This window comes from Paraburkholderia sp. BCC1884 (assembly GCF_900996225.1).
GTDB lineage: Bacteria > Pseudomonadota > Gammaproteobacteria > Burkholderiales > Burkholderiaceae > Paraburkholderia.
This window is the reverse complement of sequence record NZ_CAAJGL010000112.1, coordinates 289652-306323: the sequence shown is the minus strand read 5'-3', so window position 1 is coordinate 306323 and position 16672 is coordinate 289652. Positions and strand designations below refer to the sequence as shown.

14 protein-coding genes and 1 pseudogene are annotated in these 16672 nt (G+C 63.7%); 8 read left to right on the top strand and 7 right to left on the bottom strand.

Going from position 1 to position 16672, the window contains the following annotated elements:
* Window positions 1-61: 61 nt before the first annotated feature.
* The 4 genes and pseudogenes from tilS to cysS all read right to left on the bottom strand — a co-directional run.
* Window positions 62-499: pseudogene (gene tilS, locus FQ705_RS35005) on the bottom strand (tRNA lysidine(34) synthetase TilS); the annotation flags it as partial.
* A 189-nt stretch (window positions 500-688) separates the two neighbouring features.
* Window positions 689-1660, bottom strand: a complete 972-nt coding sequence (locus FQ705_RS26955) for an acetyl-CoA carboxylase carboxyltransferase subunit alpha (RefSeq protein ID WP_144146334.1) — start codon at window positions 1658-1660, stop codon at window positions 689-691.
* Between the two features lie 125 nt (window positions 1661-1785).
* Window positions 1786-2826 (bottom strand): DNA-3-methyladenine glycosylase family protein, encoded by a 1041-nt coding sequence (locus tag FQ705_RS26950; protein WP_144146331.1) that lies wholly within the window; start codon window positions 2824-2826, stop codon window positions 1786-1788.
* Window positions 2827-2873: 47 nt separating this feature from the next.
* Window positions 2874-4271, bottom strand: a complete 1398-nt coding sequence (gene cysS, locus FQ705_RS26945) for a cysteine--tRNA ligase (protein ID WP_144146328.1) — start codon at window positions 4269-4271, stop codon at window positions 2874-2876.
* Window positions 4272-4505: 234 nt separating this feature from the next.
* Here cysS and FQ705_RS26940 point away from each other — a divergent pair, with 234 nt between their 5' ends.
* From FQ705_RS26940 to FQ705_RS26925, 4 genes are all read left to right on the top strand, one after another.
* Window positions 4506-5294: a tetratricopeptide repeat protein gene (locus FQ705_RS26940; protein ID WP_144146326.1), complete on the top strand. Its 789-nt coding sequence runs from the start codon at window positions 4506-4508 to the stop codon at window positions 5292-5294.
* A gap of 61 nt (window positions 5295-5355) precedes the next feature.
* Complete coding sequence (locus FQ705_RS26935) at window positions 5356-5937, top strand: peptidylprolyl isomerase (RefSeq protein ID WP_144146323.1); 582 nt, start codon at window positions 5356-5358, stop codon at window positions 5935-5937.
* Between the two features lie 85 nt (window positions 5938-6022).
* Window positions 6023-6517 carry a peptidylprolyl isomerase gene (locus FQ705_RS26930; protein WP_144146320.1) on the top strand — a complete coding sequence of 165 codons (495 nt, stop codon included), beginning with the start codon at window positions 6023-6025 and terminating at the stop codon, window positions 6515-6517.
* 35 nt (window positions 6518-6552) lie between these two features.
* Window positions 6553-7350 (top strand): UDP-2,3-diacylglucosamine diphosphatase, encoded by a 798-nt coding sequence (locus tag FQ705_RS26925; RefSeq protein ID WP_144146317.1) that lies wholly within the window; start codon window positions 6553-6555, stop codon window positions 7348-7350.
* A gap of 59 nt (window positions 7351-7409) precedes the next feature.
* On the opposite strand, the gene cysE is transcribed toward FQ705_RS26925, so the two are convergent.
* Window positions 7410-8261: a serine O-acetyltransferase gene (gene cysE, locus FQ705_RS26920; RefSeq protein ID WP_144146314.1), complete on the bottom strand. Its 852-nt coding sequence runs from the start codon at window positions 8259-8261 to the stop codon at window positions 7410-7412.
* Between the two features lie 197 nt (window positions 8262-8458).
* On the bottom strand, window positions 8459-9295 hold the full coding sequence (locus FQ705_RS26915; protein WP_144146311.1) for an RNA methyltransferase: 837 nt from the start codon (window positions 9293-9295) through the stop codon (window positions 8459-8461).
* A 391-nt stretch (window positions 9296-9686) separates the two neighbouring features.
* Between FQ705_RS26915 and FQ705_RS26910 the strand changes: the two genes are divergently transcribed.
* From FQ705_RS26910 to FQ705_RS26895, 4 genes are all read left to right on the top strand, one after another.
* Window positions 9687-10493, top strand: coding sequence for an inositol monophosphatase family protein (locus FQ705_RS26910; RefSeq protein WP_144146308.1), 807 nt, complete (start codon window positions 9687-9689; stop codon window positions 10491-10493).
* A 234-nt stretch (window positions 10494-10727) separates the two neighbouring features.
* Complete coding sequence (gene lplT / locus FQ705_RS26905; RefSeq protein ID WP_144146305.1) at window positions 10728-12026, top strand: lysophospholipid transporter LplT; 1299 nt, start codon at window positions 10728-10730, stop codon at window positions 12024-12026.
* A gap of 90 nt (window positions 12027-12116) precedes the next feature.
* Window positions 12117-14804, top strand: a complete 2688-nt coding sequence (mutS, locus tag FQ705_RS26900; protein ID WP_144146302.1) for a DNA mismatch repair protein MutS — start codon at window positions 12117-12119, stop codon at window positions 14802-14804.
* On the top strand, window positions 14791-16137 hold the full coding sequence (locus FQ705_RS26895) for a hypothetical protein (RefSeq protein WP_144146687.1): 1347 nt from the start codon (window positions 14791-14793) through the stop codon (window positions 16135-16137). Before mutS ends, FQ705_RS26895 begins: the two co-directional genes overlap by 14 nt.
* Here the strand turns inward: FQ705_RS26895 and FQ705_RS26890 are convergent.
* On the bottom strand, window positions 16117-16656 hold the full coding sequence (locus FQ705_RS26890; RefSeq protein ID WP_144146299.1) for a peptidylprolyl isomerase: 540 nt from the start codon (window positions 16654-16656) through the stop codon (window positions 16117-16119). The genes FQ705_RS26895 and FQ705_RS26890 overlap by 21 nt on opposite strands.
* Window positions 16657-16672 lie beyond the last annotated feature (16 nt).

Below are 16672 nucleotides of genomic sequence, written 5' to 3'. Positions count from 1 at the left end.
CCGGCGTGACTTCGTGGCGCAGTGCGTTACGCGCGTAGCGGGTATCGGCGTTCGATTCGTCGTCGATCCATTGCAGCGCACGCGCGCTCGCGTACTGTTCAAGTTGCACACGCAACAGATGAAGCAACGGCCGCACTCGCGTGGCAGACGCACCCGCCGGCAGATATTCCGGCGCCATCGCCGCAAGGCCCGCCAGACCCGCGCCGCGCAGGAGTTGCAGCAGCACCGTTTCGGCCTGATCGTCAGCGTGTTGCGCGAGCCACAATGTGTGCGAGCCGTGCGCCGCGCACAGCGCATCCAGCGCGCGATAACGCGCGTCGCGCGCAGCAGCTTCGACGCTCACGCCCGTATCGCGCGACACGTCGACGCGCCGCGCCTCGAACGCCACCCCGCGCTCTCGCGCAAACGCCTCGCAGTGCGAGAGCCACGCATCGGCGTGAGCGCTCAGGCCGTGATGCACATGCAATGCGACGCAGCGCGACGCACCGGCCACACGCACCGTCGCATCGAGCAACACGCTGGAATCGACCCCGCCACTGAACGCAATCGCAATGCGCGCATTCGCGGGCAGCCCAGAAAGCGAAACGCCGACCGCCTCGAGAACGAGGCGGTCGGCGGCGGAATCAGCGGTGGTAGTCACGTCGCTAGCGCTCGATGCGCAGAAGGACGAAAGGCCACGCGCGCGGGCTTACGCACCCGGCGTCGTTTCCTTGAACTTGCCGTACGACATCAACCGATCGAAACGGCGTTGACGCAGGTCGTTAATGCTCATACCCTGGAACTGGCGCAGCGAATCGGCGAGCGCACGGCGCAGCATGGCGGCCATGCCCTTCGGATCGCGATGCGCGCCGCCGAGCGGCTCGTTGACGATCTTGTCGATCAGACCAAGCGCTTTCAGACGATGCGCGGTCAGGCCGAGCGCTTCCGCGGCTTCCGGCGCTTTCGCGGCACTTTTCCACAGAATCGACGCGCAGCCTTCCGGCGAAATCACCGAATAGGTCGAGAATTGCAGCATCAGCACGCTGTCGCCGACGGCAATGGCGAGCGCCCCGCCCGAACCGCCTTCACCGATGATCGTCGCGATCAGCGGCGTCTTCAGCTCGGCCATCACGTACAGATTGCGGCCGATCGCTTCGGACTGCCCGCGCTCTTCCGCACCGATACCCGGGTAAGCGCCCGGCGTGTCGATGAACGTGAAAATTGGCAGATTGAATTTTTCGGCGAGACGCATCAGACGCTCGGCCTTGCGATAGCCTTCCGGACGCGGCATGCCGAAGTTGCGCAGCGCACGCTCCTTGGTGTCGCGACCCTTCTGATGGCCGATCACCATGCAGGCCTGGCCATTGAAACGCGCGAGGCCGCCGACGATCGACAGGTCGTCCGCATAGTTGCGGTCGCCGTGCAGTTCATGGAAATCGGTGAACAGTTCGCTCACGTAGTCGAACGTATACGGGCGTTGCGGATGACGGGCGATTTGCGACACCTGCCACGGGCTCAGGTTCGCGTACAGATCTTTGGTGAGCTGTTGGCTCTTCTTGGACAGCCGCTCGATCTCTTCCGAAATATCGACGGCCGAATCGTCCTGCACGAAGCGCAATTCTTCGATCTTCGCTTCGAGTTCAGCGATCGGCTGTTCGAAATCCAGAAAGGTGGTCTTCATTGTTTGTAATCCTTGGACTTACCGGCAGCGCGTATTCTAACCGCGCGCGCCGATGTCAAAACCCCCTCGCAACTATCAATTTCCAACAATCGATAGTTTTTTGAGGCGGCCTCGTTTCTTGTTCTTCAGTAGTCGACCGGCAACGGGTCAAGACTACGCCACATATACCAGGTGGCGACAGTGCGCCACGGCTCCCAGTTTGCCGCGACCTCGCGCGCTTCGCTGCGCGTGACGGGTTCGCCGCTGAAATAGTTGACGCTGATTGCGCGGATCAGACCGAGGTCATCGAGCGGCAGGACATCGGGGCGCGACAGATTGAAGATCAGGAACATCTCCGCGGTCCAGCGGCCGATGCCGCGAATCTGCGTGAGTTCGGCGATCACCGCCTCGTCTTCCATCGACGTCCACTTGCCGACGTGCAGCGCACCCGAGACGAAATGCTGCGCGAGATCGAGCACATATTCGGCTTTGCGTTTGGACAAACCGCATGCCGTCAGCTTCTCCTGACCTAGCTTGATGAACTGCTGCGGCACGAGCTTCGGACACGCCGCCTCGACTTTTGCCCACACGGCTTGCGCGGAAGCGACCGAGATCTGCTGCCCCACCACCGAACGCGCGAGCGTGACGAACGGATCGCCGCGGCTCAACAGATGCACCGGACCGAACTTCGGAATCAGCTTCTTCAGAATCCGGTCGCGCTTGACGAGGTCGGCACACGCCTTGTCCCAATACGCCGGACGTGTGACCTCAGGCGTGAGGCCGCCGATCTGCACCGGCACCGCGACTTCGTTCGCGCTCGCCGCTTCGCCGCCCACACTGGTGGACGCGCGCGTCTTGCGCACGACTTCGCCTTCGTTCGTATCGCGCACGAGTTCCTGTACGTTGCCCGCCAGTTCGGGCGGCAAGGCGCCGTTCGTTTTGGCGCGCGTGGCCTTGGCGTGTTTCGCAATCGGCGCATGCGCCGATGCGCCGTTGAGCGCACGCTTCGCAGCCGTCTTCTTCGCGGCGCCCACCCCGGTCTTGGCCGCCACCCCGGCGGCCTTCGACGATGCTTTCTTTACCGCGCCGCTGCCCGTGCGAGCCGACGTCCGTGTCGACTTTGCCGCGGCTGCTGCGTTTGTTTGAGACGTGGCTCGTTTAGCCGGCGTCTTCGTGGCCGTTGCCATCCTGCCTCCTGCCTGGCGAGTCGATCAAAGGGAAGCTCGAGGTGCGCTCACACGCGCCGCCACTCGGTCAAGCCGCCGGGTTTGTCTTCAAGTGCAACGCCGGCCTCGAGCAATTCGGCTCGAATCCGGTCTGCTGCCGCATAGTCTTTCGCCTGCTTGGCGGCCACGCGCGCGGCGATCTTCGCTTCGATCGCGGCGGGCTCGAGCGCGCCTTGTGCCGCGGCGCCGGCTGCCTGCTGCAGGTATGCACGCGGCTCACGGCCGAGCAGCCCGATCACATTGCCGAGCAGGCGCAATTGACGGGCGAGCGCGGGGTCGCGCGTGCGGTTCACTTCAGTTGCCAACTCGAACAGCACCGAGACTGCCACCGGCGTGTTGAAGTCGTCGTTCATTGCTGCCTGGAAACGCTGCGCATGCGCTTCGTTCCAGTCCAATGCGGCGTCGTCCGGCGTGACGTCTTTCAGCGCGGTGTACAAACGCGAAAGCGCGTTGCGGGCGTCGTCGATATGCACGTCGCTGTAATTCAACGGCGAACGGTAATGCGCACGCGCAATAAAAAATCTCACGACCTCGGCATCGTACTGCGCCAATACTTCGCGGATCGTAAAGAAGTTATTCAACGACTTCGACATCTTCTCATTGTCGATCTGCACGTAGCCGTTGTGCATCCAGTAATTGACGAACGTTTGACCGGTGGCCGCTTCACTTTGCGCAATTTCGTTTTCGTGGTGCGGAAACTGCAGGTCCTGGCCGCCGCCGTGAATGTCGAAATGTTCGCCGAGCAAGGTGCAGCCCATCGCCGAGCATTCGATATGCCAGCCTGGACGGCCGCGCCCGAATTTCGAGTCCCAGCCGGTGTCGGCGGGCTCTTCGGGCTTGGCTTTTTTCCACAGCACGAAGTCGAGCGGGTCCTGCTTCGCGTCGTTGGCGGCGACGCGTTCGCCCGCGCGCAGATCTTCGAGCGACTTGCCCGAGAGCTTGCCGTAGCCCGCGAATTTGCGCACCGCGTAGTTCACGTCGCCGTCGCTCGCCTGATAGGCGTAACCGTTTGTTTCAAGCTGTTCGATCATCCCGAGCATCTGCGGAATGTAGTCGGTGGCGCGCGGCTCGACGTCGGGCCGCTCGATACCGAGCGCGTCCGCATCTTCATGCAGCGCCGCGATGAAACGATCGGTCAGCGCCTTGATCGTCTCGCCGTTTTCCACTGCGCGCCGGATGATCTTGTCGTCGATATCCGTGATGTTGCGCACGTAGGTCACGTCGTAGCCGAGCTTGCGCAGCCAACGTTGCACGATATCGAACACGACCATCACCCGCGCATGACCGACGTGACAATAGTCGTACACGGTCATCCCGCAGACGTACATTCGCACGACGCCTTCTTGCAGCGGCACGAAAGTTTGCTTGTCACGCGCGAGCGTGTTGTAGATGCGCAGTGATTCCATAGAGAACGGTGCGTGGGCCGAAAGAAATCCGCAATGTGTTTCGTTGTGCGCCGCGCCCGCAAAAACTGCAAGGCGGGTGCGTCGCATACAGCTGAACCGGTGCACCTGGTGCGGCGATCAAGCTGCGATCAAGGCGGAGACGACCACGAGTGGCGAAAAGACAGTTTGCGGTTCGACGGAACGCGCAGACCTTTTGTTAGAATGGCTCGGAGTATAACATCCAGACCTGAGCCTATGAAACCTTCCAGCGGCCGCGCGCGCAGCGCTGCGACCCTCGCCGCGACGGCCTTCGGCGGCGTCACGCGTGGCGTGACCCTCGACGGCGCACGCGCCCTCAGCCTGCGCGTCACGCTGGCTGTCGCCCTTGCGGTACTGCCCGGTGCAGCGGCCTTCGCGCAGAAAGCCGCCACCATGCCGCAAGGCCCGGCAGTACGCGACAACACGCCGGAAATCGATGCCTCGATCACGCAGAAAAACTGGCAGACCGCACTGACCCAGCTCGACGCGCGCATCGCATCGAACCCGCACGACGCCCAGGCCAAGTTCAAGCGCGCCACCGTGCTCGCGCACCTGAATCGCGACGACGACGCGATCGCCGCGTTCACCGAACTCACGCAGTTGTACCCCGAATTGCCGGAGCCGTATAACAACCTGGCGGCGCTCTACGCGAAGCAAGGCCGTTATGCGGAAGCGCGCGCCGCGCTCGAAACCGCGACCAAGGTGAACCCCGGCTACGGTCTCGCCTACGAAAATCTCGGCGACCTGTATCTGCGCCTGGCCAACGAAGCCTATCGCCGCGCGCAGAGCCTCGGCAAGGCCAGCGCCACCACCACGCAGCGTCTCGCCGACATCCAGAAAGTGATCTCGCCGAGCAAAACGCCCGCGACCGCAAAGCAGGCCACCACGACGGACAGCGACTACACCGCCCGCGCCATGTCGAACATGACGCAGTCGCCGAGCTTCCAGTACGGCGGCCCGAACGGCTCGCTGGCCCAGCCGCCCTACATGGCGCCGTCGAAGTAAGGGCGCGGCTTTTGCTACGCCCCTTGCGTGCATCACGTTTTTTCCACCCCTGAGGATCTTCATGAAATGGTTGATGTTGGCGCTCGGCAGCGCCGCCCTGATCGCAAACGCCCCCGCCTTTGCCCAGTCCGGTTCGCAAGCCGCGCATCCGTCGGTCCTCTTCAAGACGTCGGAAGGCGACATCCGTGTCGAGTTGTATCCTGAGAAGGCGCCCAAAACAGTGGCCAACTTCCTCGACTACGTGAAGGCCGGCCAGTACAGCGGCACGATCTTTCATCGCGTGATTCCCGGCTTCATGATCCAGGGCGGCGGCTTCACCCAGAGCTACGCCGAGAAGCCCACGCGCGCGCCGATTCCGCTGGAAAGCCGCAACGGTCTGAAGAACAGCACGGGCACGCTCGCGATGGCGCGCACCAGCGATCCGAATTCGGCCACCGCGCAATTCTTCATCAACACGGTGGACAATACCGGTCTCGACTATCCGAATCCGGACGGCAACGGCTACGCCGTGTTCGGCAAGGTCACGGGCGGCATGGACGTCGTAAAGAAAATCGAAACCACGCCCACCACCTCGCGCGGCCCGATGAGCGATGTGCCGCAAAAGGCCATCGTGATCGAGTCGGCAACGGTTGTCGGCAAGTAAAATCCACGCCCCGGCGCGGCCCCTCGTCGGAACATGACGACTCGCCGCGTCTTTCTACCCACCCCGTTCATCAAAGGATTCCATCATGGTTGAACTGCATACGAACCACGGCGTCATCAAGCTCGAACTGGACGCTGAAAAAGCACCGAAATCGGTTGAGAACTTCCTCAACTACGTGAAGGCCGGTCACTACGACAACACGGTGTTTCACCGCGTGATCGACGGCTTCATGATTCAGGGCGGCGGTTTCGAACCCGGCATGAAGCAGAAGCCGACGGGCGAGGCAATCACCAACGAAGCCAACAACGGTCTGAAGAACGTCAACGGCTCGGTCGCGATGGCTCGCACGAACGACCCGCACTCGGCCACCGCGCAATTCTTCATCAACGTGAACGACAACGAGTTCCTGAACCACTCGTCGCCGACGCCGCAGGGCTGGGGCTACGCCGTGTTCGGCAAAGTGGTCGACGGCCTCGACATCGTCGAAAAGATCAAGAAGGTCAAGACGGGCTCGAAGGGTTTCCATCAGGACGTGCCGGCTGACGACGTCGTGATCGAAAAAGCCGTGATCGTCGACTAAGCGTCGGCTCGTTCGAACTGAATCAGGCACCTTCAATGCTGCAAGAAACGCCGCTGCGAAGCGTCGCCGCGGGCGTGCCTGGCGAGGGCAAACGCCCGCACGCCGCACGCCCGTTTTTTTTCCTCTCCGACATTCACTTGAGCGAGGCGATTCCGCAGACGGTCGCCGCGTTCGAGCATTTCATCCGCGTGACGGCCGAGCAGGCCGATTCCGTGTTCATACTCGGCGATCTGTTCGAGTACTGGGTCGGCGACGACATGCTCGTCGAGCCCTTCGTCGCGCGCATGGCGGCCCTGCTGCATACCTTGTCGGAGCGCGGCATCGCGCTCTACATCATGCATGGCAATCGTGATTTTCTGCTGGGCAAGAGATTCATGAAAGCGGCCGGCGCGATCTGGCTGCCGGACCCGTTCGTGATTACCGCATTCGGCACGCGCATCGCGCTCGCGCATGGCGACGGCCTTTGCACCGCGGATCGCGGCTATCAGGCGTTCAGGCGGTTTGCGCGCAGCCGGATCGCGCAGGGCGTGTTTCTGGCGTCGCCGTTTCGCTGGCGCCAGGCGCTCGCGGAGAACATGCGCTCGAAGAGCGAGCAAGGTCGTTCGCGCCCCGTCTCGCCGAAATACGACGTAACGTCGAAGGCGATCGCCGCGTTATTCAAAGCGTCGAAAACGGCGACGATCATTCACGGCCACACGCATCGTCCGGCGCGGCATCGCGAACCGGGCGGCGTGCGTTGGGTGCTGCCTGACTGGGAACTCGACCACGGCGAGCACCGTGGCGGCTATCTGCGAATCGATGCCGAAGGGATTCGGGCGTTGCCGCTGGATTGACGGCGGCTGGTCGTGTCGGCGCGGCAGTTGCATCGCCGCCTCGCAATGCAACGCGCAGATCAGCGTTCCGCCACGCCGTCCACTTTCCCTGCAATCGCATTGGACAAACGCCGCAGATCGAGCAAGGCCGCATCGGCGCCTTGCAGCCCTTCCAGACTCGTACCGAGCCGCTCCAGCGCGTCGACGATTTCATCGATACGTTTGGACTGCGTCGCGGCATGATCGATCAGCCCATGAATCGCCAACGACACCGGGTCGTCCGCATTCGGCGTAATGCCGTACGCGCAGAATGCACTGCTGCGTCCACCGGGGCGTTTTGCGTCGTCGCACGCAGCGGCGCCGTTCGCATCGGCTCGCACCGCGGCGGATTGCGCGACCGACGCCACGGCAGCCGCCGCCGGCACGATGATCCGCGCCGGATTGCCCACTGCCGTACCGTGCGCGGGCACCGGTTTGGTGACCACCGCGTTCGAGCCGATCTTCGCTTCCGCGCCGATCGTAAAGCCGCCCAGCACCTTCGCCCCCGCCCCGACAATGACGCCGCGCTCGAGCGTCGGATGCCGCTTCGCGCCCCGCGTGAGCGACGTGCCGCCGAGCGTCACGCCTTGATAGATCGTGCAGTCGTCGCCGATCTGCGCGGTTTCGCCGATCACCACGCCCATGCCGTGATCGATGAACACGCGCCGCCCGAGCGTCGCGCCCGGATGGATCTCGATGCCGGTCATGAAGCGCGCCATCTGCGAGACGAAGCGCGCGAGCCAGCGACGTTTGGCTCGCCAGCATGCGTGCGCGAGACGGTGCAGCACGAGCGCATGCAAACCCGGATAACACGTGAGCACTTCCCAGGCGCTGCGGGCCGCGGGATCGCGCTCGCGGATCGTGGCAATGTCTTCGCGAAGTCTCGTGAACATGGCAGGAACGGTGTGGTGGGACCAAAGGGGAATGGCCGCCTGCGCGAACTGCCGCACGCGACGCGCAAAGCTTGTTGCATGCCTTAGCACGCCGGCAGCTTTACTTGGAACGTTTCGAGGATTGTAGGGCGATTGCGCAAACCCTGCCGGAAGCCCACGCTGCCGGCAAGGTCGTCACGTCCGGCACCACGCTTGCGTCAGGAGGCGTCGTGGTCTGTCGGTTTGGTCTTCAGCAGGATGTGCTTGGCGATGCCGCGCACGATATTCACTTCCTCGCGCTCGAGCCCCGAGCGTGCGAACAGGCGCCGCAAGCGCGACATCAGCTTCTTCGGATTGTCCGGATCGAGAAAGTCCAGTGCGACCAGCGCACTTTGCAGATGCGAGAACATGCTTTCGATTTCGTCGCTGGCCGCACGCGGACCCGCGGGCTCGCCGTGACCGGCAGTTGCCTGCGCGACCGCCCTGGCTAGTGCCGCCGCGTCTTCAGCCGCCAGATAAGCGGTGCGCAGTTCATACGCCAACACCTGCACGGCTTGCGCAAGATTGAGCGAGCTGTACGCCGGATTGGCCGGGATGTGCGCGAGCGCGCTGCATCGTTCGACGTCCTCGTTTGACAGCCCCGTGCGCTCGTTGCCGAACACCAGCGCGATCTCGCCATGCACTGCCTGCCCACGCGCGATGCTCGCGGCCGCGCGCGGCGTCCACTGCGGCGGACCGTATTCGCGCAGGCGCGCGGTCAACGCGATCGACCAGTGCGCGCCGCTCAATGCGTCGGCGAGCGTCGGCACGATGTGCGCGGAGGCCAGCACGTCGTCGGCACCGCTCGCCATCGCGATGGCTTCCGGATCGCTTTGCACATGCGGCACGCGCGGCGACACCAGCACGAGCCGCGAGAAACCCATGGTTTTCAGCGCGCGCGCCGCGGCGCCCACGTTGCCCGGATGACTCGGCTCGACCAGCACGAAGCGCGTCGACGTGAAACCGCCGCGCAGATCGGCCACGGCGGGATCGGAAGAATGGTGGGTATGTTCCACGATGGATTCGGCAGGCTAAAGACGCGTATGGTAGCGCCAACCCCCGCGCCGGGCCTGAATTGCGTGCGAATACAAGGCGAAATACCTGGAAATCCCCTGGAAATCGCTGGCATCTGGCGAGTGCGCCGTTTCGGTATCGCTGCCTTCGCGCCCGGACTCAGGTAAAATACCAATATTCGCGCCCGGTTTTGCCTGCGTTGGTTCAGCCAGCCGGCTCCCTGGGCGCCTCGTTCTTATTCAATTCGTCTCCGTCGGCGGAATGCGCACCGGTCCAGTACCGGGCGAGCGTTCCGTGCTGTTTTCGCGCCTCATCGAGGGCGCCCAGTTAGCGCAGGTTCGCGCTCATTTACCGGCCAGCAGCCGTGCTGCCCCGGCACAAGGATCCAGTCTCATGCATCCCATGCTCAATATCGCTGTGAAGGCCGCGCGCCGCGCAGCCCAGATCATCAACCGCGCGTCGCTCGATCTGGATCTGATCCAGGTCAGCAAGAAACAGCACAACGATTTCGTCACGGAGGTCGACAAAGCGTCTGAAGCGGCGATCATCGACACGCTCAAGACCGCCTACCCCGATCACGCCATCCTCGCCGAAGAATCCGGCAAGTCGGATAACGAATCCGAATTCCAGTGGATCATCGATCCGCTCGACGGCACCACCAACTTCATTCACGGCTTCCCGTACTACTGCGTGTCGATCGCGCTCGCCCACAAGGGCATCGTGACGCAAGCCGTGGTCTACGATCCGACTCGCAACGACCTGTTCACCGCCTCGCGCGGCCGCGGCGCGTTCCTGAACGATCGACGCATCCGCGTGGCCAAGCGCGACCGTCTGGCCGACGGCCTGATCGGCACGGGCTTTCCGTTCCGTGAAACCGACGGCCTGCAGGCCTACGGCCGCCAGTTCGCCGAAATGACCGAAGCCTGTGCCGGACTGCGCCGTCCGGGCGCAGCCGCACTCGATCTGGCGAACGTCGCCGCCGGCCGCATGGACGGTTTCTTCGAGCAAGGTCTCAATCCGTGGGACGTCGCCGCAGGCAGCCTGCTGATCACCGAAGCCGGTGGTCTGGTCGGCAACTACACGGGCGACTCGGACTTCCTGCACATCGGCGAAATCGTCACGGGCAACCCAAAAATCTACGCGCAGATGATTCCGATCCTCTCGCGCTACAGCCGCACGCGTCAGCAGGCAGCGGGCTAAAGGGCGGCAAGCGCGGCGGTCTGATTCGATCGGCCGACTGCGCAACGGATCACATAGAGAATCACCACAAGCGGCTTCGGCCGCTTTTTCGTTGGCGCGCCTGCATACACGAAGCGTTCGTGCTACAAAGCGGGAAGCCGCGCCGGCGCATGCACGTGAAACGCCGGCTGCCTTTCGCGCGTTTTTGCTGCGCCCTGCCGTACGCCACCGCGCGCACCGCTTCCGATCCGCTTCATGAAAAAAGGCTTCTACACCATCATCGCGGCGCAGTTCATTTCGTCGCTGGCGGACAATGCCCTGCTGATCGCCGCCATCGCCCTGCTCTCGGTGATTCGCTCGGCCGCCTGGGTCACGCCGCTCCTGCAGATTTTCTTTACCGTCTCTTACGTGCTGCTCGCGCCCTTCGTCGGCGCGTTTGCCGATTCCCTGCAGAAGCGACACGTTATGTTCGTCTCCAACGCCTTGAAAGCGAGCGGCTGCCTGATGATGATCGCGGGCGTTCATCCGATGATCGCCTACGGCGTGGTCGGCTTCGGCGCGGCCGCGTATTCGCCGGCCAAGTACGGCATCCTCACCGAGCTCCTGCCGCCCGACAAGCTCGTCAAGGCGAACGCGTGGCTCGAATCGGCGACGGTGCTGTCGACGATCGTCGGCACGATGGTGGGCGGCGCGCTCATCAGCACGGTCGCCGACCGCTTCGTCGCACACGCGCATCTGCCGCTGATCCGCTCCTCCGCCGATCTGGCGATGTTCGCCGTGATGCTCACCTACGCGATCGCCGCGGCCGTCAACATGTTCATCCCCGACACCGGCGCGCGCTATCCGAACCGTCTCTCGGAACCGAAGAAACTGGTCGGCGATTTCTATCATTGCTTCAACGTGCTGTGGGCCGACAAGCTGGCGCAGATCGCGCTGTGGGTCACGACGCTGATGTGGGGCGGCGCGGTGACGCTGCAATTGCTGGTGCTCAAGTGGGCCAACGTGAACCTTGGATTAACACTTTCGAAAGCGGCAGTGATGCAAGGTGTCACGGGTCTCGGCATCGCGGTCGGCGCATCCGCCGCGGCCGCGTTGATTCCGTTACGCAAATCGCTGCGGGTGCTGCCGGTCGGCATTCTCACCGGCGCAGTGGCGATTGCGGTCGCCTTCTATAACAAGGATCTGTTTCCGGCGGGCGCGGGCATACGTATCGGCACCTACGTACTGCCGCTCTACATCCTCTTCGCTTATCCGCTGATGATCCTGCTCGGCGCGCTGTCGGGTTTCTTCATCGTGCCGATGAACGCGATTCTTCAGCATCGCGGCGCGACGCTGCTGTCGGCCGGTCATTCGATCGCGGTGCAGAATTTCAACCAGAACCTCGCCGTGCTCTTGATGCTCGGCGTCTACGCGTTGCTGCTCACGGCAAAAATGCCGGCGCAGTGGATCATCGTCGTATTCGGCAGCTTCATCACGTTCATGATGTGGCTCGCGAAACGGCGCAGCGCGGTGAACGAGCGCACCGTGGACATGCGCGCGATGGTGGAAGAATAAACGCGGCGCGTTGGCCATCCGGCCAGGGTCCGCTCGCGGCGTCGGCAGGTTAAACTCACGCCCTGAACAGCTTAAGCAAAGACACCGAGGATGGGTATTCAAACCGCAGCGGCCGGCGAGGTCGCACAACACACGCCCATGATGCAGCAGTATCTACGCATCAAGGCGGATCATCCGGGCACACTGGTGTTCTACCGGATGGGCGACTTCTACGAACTCTTTTTCGAAGACGCGGAAAAAGCCGCGCGCCTGCTCGATCTGACACTCACGCAGCGTGGCGCGTCGGCGGGCAATCCGATCAAGATGGCGGGCGTGCCGCATCACGCGGTCGAGCAATATCTGGCCAAGCTCGTGAAGCTCGGCGAATCCGTCGCGATTTGCGAGCAGATCGGCGACCCGGCCACCTCGAAAGGTCCGGTCGAACGCAAAGTGATGCGCGTGGTTACGCCCGGTACACTGACCGACGCCGCCCTGCTCTCCGACAAGAACGACGTCTACCTGATGGCGCTGTGCGTCGCGCACAATCGTCGCGGCGTCGCGACCAGCGTCGGCCTGGCGTGGCTGAATCTGGCGAGCGGCGCGCTGCGCCTCGCGGAAGTCGCGCCCGACCAGGTGGCGGCCGCGCTCGAACGGATTCGTCCCGCCGAAATTCTCGTGGCCGACTCGCCCGCCGATTCGGCGAACTGGACGCCGCCAGTCAATGCCGGCGCGTTGACCCGCGTGCCGGTGTGGCACTTCGACGTAGCGTCAGGCACGCAACGGCTGTGCGATCAACTGGAAGTGGCGGGCCTCGACGGCTTCGGCGCCCATTCGCTGACCTGCGCATGCGGCGCGGCCGGCGCGCTGCTGTTGTATGCGGCGGCCACGCAAGGCCAGCAACTGCGCCACGTGCGTAGCCTGAAGGTGGAATACGAGTCGGAATATATCGGCCTCGACCCCGCCACGCGCCGCAACCTCGAACTCACCGAGACGCTGCGCGGCACCGAATCGCCCACGCTGTGCTCGCTGCTCGACACCTGTTGCACGACTATGGGCAGCCGGCTGCTGCGTCACTGGCTGCATCATCCGCCGCGCGAATCGGCGGTGGCGCAGGCGCGTCAGCAGGCCATCGGCGCGCTGCTCGACGCACCACCGGGCGCCAGCGTCGACTCGCTGCGCGGCGCGTTGCGGCAGATCTCGGATATCGAGCGGATTACCGGGCGGCTTGCGCTGCTGTCGGCGCGCCCGCGCGATCTGTCGAGCCTGCGCGATACGTTCATTGCCTTGCCTGAGTTGCGCACGCAACTCGCGGCAGTTTCGTCGAATGCGGATTCGCTCGCGCGGATCGACGCATCGCTCGTGCCGCCCGAAGACTGCGTTGAACTGCTGCGTCGCGCGGTGATGCAGGAACCCTCGGCAATGGTGCGCGACGGTGGTGTGATCGCTCGTGGCTACGATGCGGAACTCGACGAACTCCGGGATATTTCGGAGAACTGCGGGCAGTTCCTGATCGACCTCGAAACCCGCGAACGCGCGCGCACTGGCATCAACAATCTGCGCGTCGAGTACAACAAGGTGCATGGCTTCTATATCGAAGTCACGCGCGGGCAAACCGACAAAGTGCCCGACGACTATCGCCGCCGTCAGACGCTGAAGAATGCCGAGCGCTACATCACGCCGGAGCTGAAGACTTTCGAGGACAAAGCACTGTCCGCACAGGACCGTGCACTCGCGCGCGAACGCTCGCTTTACGACGCGTTGCTGCAGGCGCTCCTGCCCTTCATTCCGGATTGCCAGCGGGTCGCCTCGGCACTCGCCGAACTCGATCTGCTCGCAGCATTTGCCGAGCGAGCCCGCGCACTCGACTGGGTTGCGCCGACGTTCTCGCCGGAAACCGGCATCGAGATCGAACAAGGGCGGCACCCGGTGGTCGAGGCGCAGGTCGAGCAGTTCATCGCCAACGACTGCTCGCTCACGCCCGAGCGCAAACTGCTGCTGATCACCGGCCCGAACATGGGCGGTAAATCGACCTTCATGCGGCAGACCGCGCTGATCGCATTGCTGGCGTATGTCGGCAGCTACGTGCCGGCGCGACGCGCGGCGTTCGGACCGATCGATCGCATCTTCACGCGGATCGGCGCGGCAGACGACCTCGCCGGCGGCCGCTCCACCTTCATGGTCGAGATGACCGAAGCGGCCGCGATCCTGAACGACGCCACGCCGCAAAGTCTCGTGCTGATGGACGAGATCGGCCGGGGCACGTCCACCTTCGACGGGCTCGCGCTGGCTTGGGCCATCGCGCGCCATCTGCTGTCGCATAACGGTTGCCATACGCTGTTCGCCACGCACTATTTCGAGTTGACGCAATTGCCCGGCGAGTTTGCGCAGGCGGCCAACGTGCATCTCTCGGCGGTCGAGCATGGACACGGCATTGTGTTTCTGCATGCGGTCAACGAAGGCCCGGCGAATCAAAGTTACGGTCTGCAGGTCGCGCAACTCGCGGGTGTGCCGAACGCGGTGATTCGCGCCGCGCGCAAACATCTGGCGCATCTCGAACAGCAGTCGGCCGCGCAACCCGCGCCACAACTCGATCTGTTCGCCGCCCCCATGCCGATGTTGCTCGAAGATGCGGACGACGAACGCGACGCCCAACCGGCAGCGCCAGCGCTATCGCCCGCCATGGAGACGCTGATCGAACGTCTGCGCGCCATCGATCCGAACGATCTGCGCCCGCGTGAAGCGCTCGATCTGCTGTACGACCTCCACGCGCTGGCCGCCGCGCCGGATGCGGATCATTGACGCGCACAAACCTTCGCAGCGTCCGCGCGGATTTCGCGCGGCGCTGAGCTTTGCACTCATGTTCACGGGCGGCCTCGTGCCGCTCGCCGGACTTGTCGCGTATGCTTCGCCGGCCGCCGCGCAAACGCAGCGCTATGCGTTCGCGGTCATCGCCAACACGATGCAAAGCGTCGCCGACGAAGCCTTCACGCAACGCCTGATCGAAGCGATCGGCCGTGAACGCGGGCTGTCGTTCATCGTCTATGACGGCAATCTGAAGGGTGCAAAAGAAGCGTGCCGCGATGCCCTCTACGAACGCCGTCACGCACTGCTAGAAACTTCGCGCCCCGCCCTCTTCTTCATTCCGGGCCAGCACGACTGGGCCGACTGCGGCGCGCTCGAGGCCGGCGGCTTCGATCCCGTGGAGCGGCTCGACCAGTTGCGTCAGACGCTCTTCGTCGATCCCACCTCGATGGGTCAAAACCCGATTGCGCTGACACGCGAAAGCGAAGTCTCGCGCTTTCGGCCGTATCGCGAGAACGTGCGCTGGCAAGTGGCGGATACCGTGTTCGTCGGGCTGAATGTGCCGAGCCCGAACAATCACTATCTGACGGCGGGCGGCCGCAATGGCGAATTCGAAGATCGCGTGATCGCCAATGCGTTCTGGCTCGAGCATGCGGGCGAATATGCAAAACGCCGCGAGGCACGCGCCATTGTCGTGTTCATTCAGGGCGATCCCGATCCGGAACGCTACGAACGGCCAGACCGCTTCGCGTGGCTGCGCTTTGGACGCAACCCACGCCGGGACGGCTTTCTGGAGTTCAAACGCAGCCTCGTCAAACTGGCGCAGATTTTTCGCGGCCCGGTGCTGGTAATTCATTGTGACGACGAACACGCCAGCGGCGGCTTCGTGATCGATCAGCCGCTACGCAATGACAAAGGGATATTGGTAACGAATCTCACGCGAGTCGCGATTGCGCCGCATGACCGTCTTAACCAGTGGATTCAGATTGACGCGGATCTCGCCAGGAAACCGCCGTTCCGCGTGAGTGTGCACGACGTGCCGAAGCAGATGCCAATGCCCTCTGCTCAGCCGACGTTACTGCGCGAGGAGCCGGCGGCGTCGATGCCGGCCGCCCCAGCGCCGGGTCCCGCCTCGGACTTACCACCGCTGCTGCAAACTCCAGGCGAGTCGCAACAGGATGAGTCACCGCGCATTCCCGCCGATCAAGGCGGTGGCGGGTACGGACCGGCGATGTCGGTCCCACCCGCTTCGGCGACACAGGCGCATGTGCCGGGCGCCGTCTCCGGCGTGCCCGGCCTACCCGCCAGCTCAGTGCAGCGTGGGCCCTGAAGCGTCGTCTTCGGCATCGTCGTCTTCGTCGAGGACTTCGAGGCCGTCGGCGCCATGCGCGTGCTCGTGCTGGATTTCGTCTTCCGTTGCCGGGCGCACGTCTTTCACGGTCAACGCGAAACGTAGCGCCATGCCGGCGAGCGGATGGTTGCCGTCGAGCACGACCTTGTCTTCAGCGACGTCGGTTACGACGTAGACCAGCGAGTCGAGATCTTCGTCGCCTTCTTCCGGCGTGCCCTCGAATTGCATACCGACTTCGAGCGGTTCCGGGAAGCGATCGCGCGGCTCGATCTTCACGAGATCGGGATCGTACTCACCGAACGCGTCTGCGGGCTCGAGCTGGATCTGAGCCTCGAAGCCGGCCTCGTGGCCGTCGAGCTCTTCCTCGATCTTGGGGAACGTGCCATCATAGCCGCCGTGCAGATAGACCATCGGCTCGTCGCTTTCTTCAATCAGATTGCCCTGCGCATCCGACAGCTTGTAGGCGACCGACACGACGGTGTTCTTTGCGATTTTCATTCGATTCTCCAGAATA

Coding starts and splice junctions, on each gene's coding strand:
- FQ705_RS26955 (WP_144146334.1), bottom strand. CDS start 1,660: ATGAAGACCACCTTTCTGGATTTCGAACAGCCGATCGCTGAACTCGAA.
- FQ705_RS26950 (WP_144146331.1), bottom strand. CDS start 2,826: ATGGCAACGGCCACGAAGACGCCGGCTAAACGAGCCACGTCTCAAACA.
- cysS (WP_144146328.1), bottom strand. CDS start 4,271: ATGGAATCACTGCGCATCTACAACACGCTCGCGCGTGACAAGCAAACT.
- FQ705_RS26940 (WP_144146326.1), top strand. CDS start 4,506: ATGAAACCTTCCAGCGGCCGCGCGCGCAGCGCTGCGACCCTCGCCGCG.
- FQ705_RS26935 (WP_144146323.1), top strand. CDS start 5,356: ATGAAATGGTTGATGTTGGCGCTCGGCAGCGCCGCCCTGATCGCAAAC.
- FQ705_RS26930 (WP_144146320.1), top strand. CDS start 6,023: ATGGTTGAACTGCATACGAACCACGGCGTCATCAAGCTCGAACTGGAC.
- FQ705_RS26925 (WP_144146317.1), top strand. CDS start 6,553: ATGCTGCAAGAAACGCCGCTGCGAAGCGTCGCCGCGGGCGTGCCTGGC.
- cysE (WP_144146314.1), bottom strand. CDS start 8,261: ATGTTCACGAGACTTCGCGAAGACATTGCCACGATCCGCGAGCGCGAT.
- FQ705_RS26910 (WP_144146308.1), top strand. CDS start 9,687: ATGCATCCCATGCTCAATATCGCTGTGAAGGCCGCGCGCCGCGCAGCC.
- lplT (WP_144146305.1), top strand. CDS start 10,728: ATGAAAAAAGGCTTCTACACCATCATCGCGGCGCAGTTCATTTCGTCG.
- mutS (WP_144146302.1), top strand. CDS start 12,117: ATGGGTATTCAAACCGCAGCGGCCGGCGAGGTCGCACAACACACGCCC.
- FQ705_RS26895 (WP_144146687.1), top strand. CDS start 14,791: ATGCGGATCATTGACGCGCACAAACCTTCGCAGCGTCCGCGCGGATTT.
- FQ705_RS26890 (WP_144146299.1), bottom strand. CDS start 16,656: ATGAAAATCGCAAAGAACACCGTCGTGTCGGTCGCCTACAAGCTGTCG.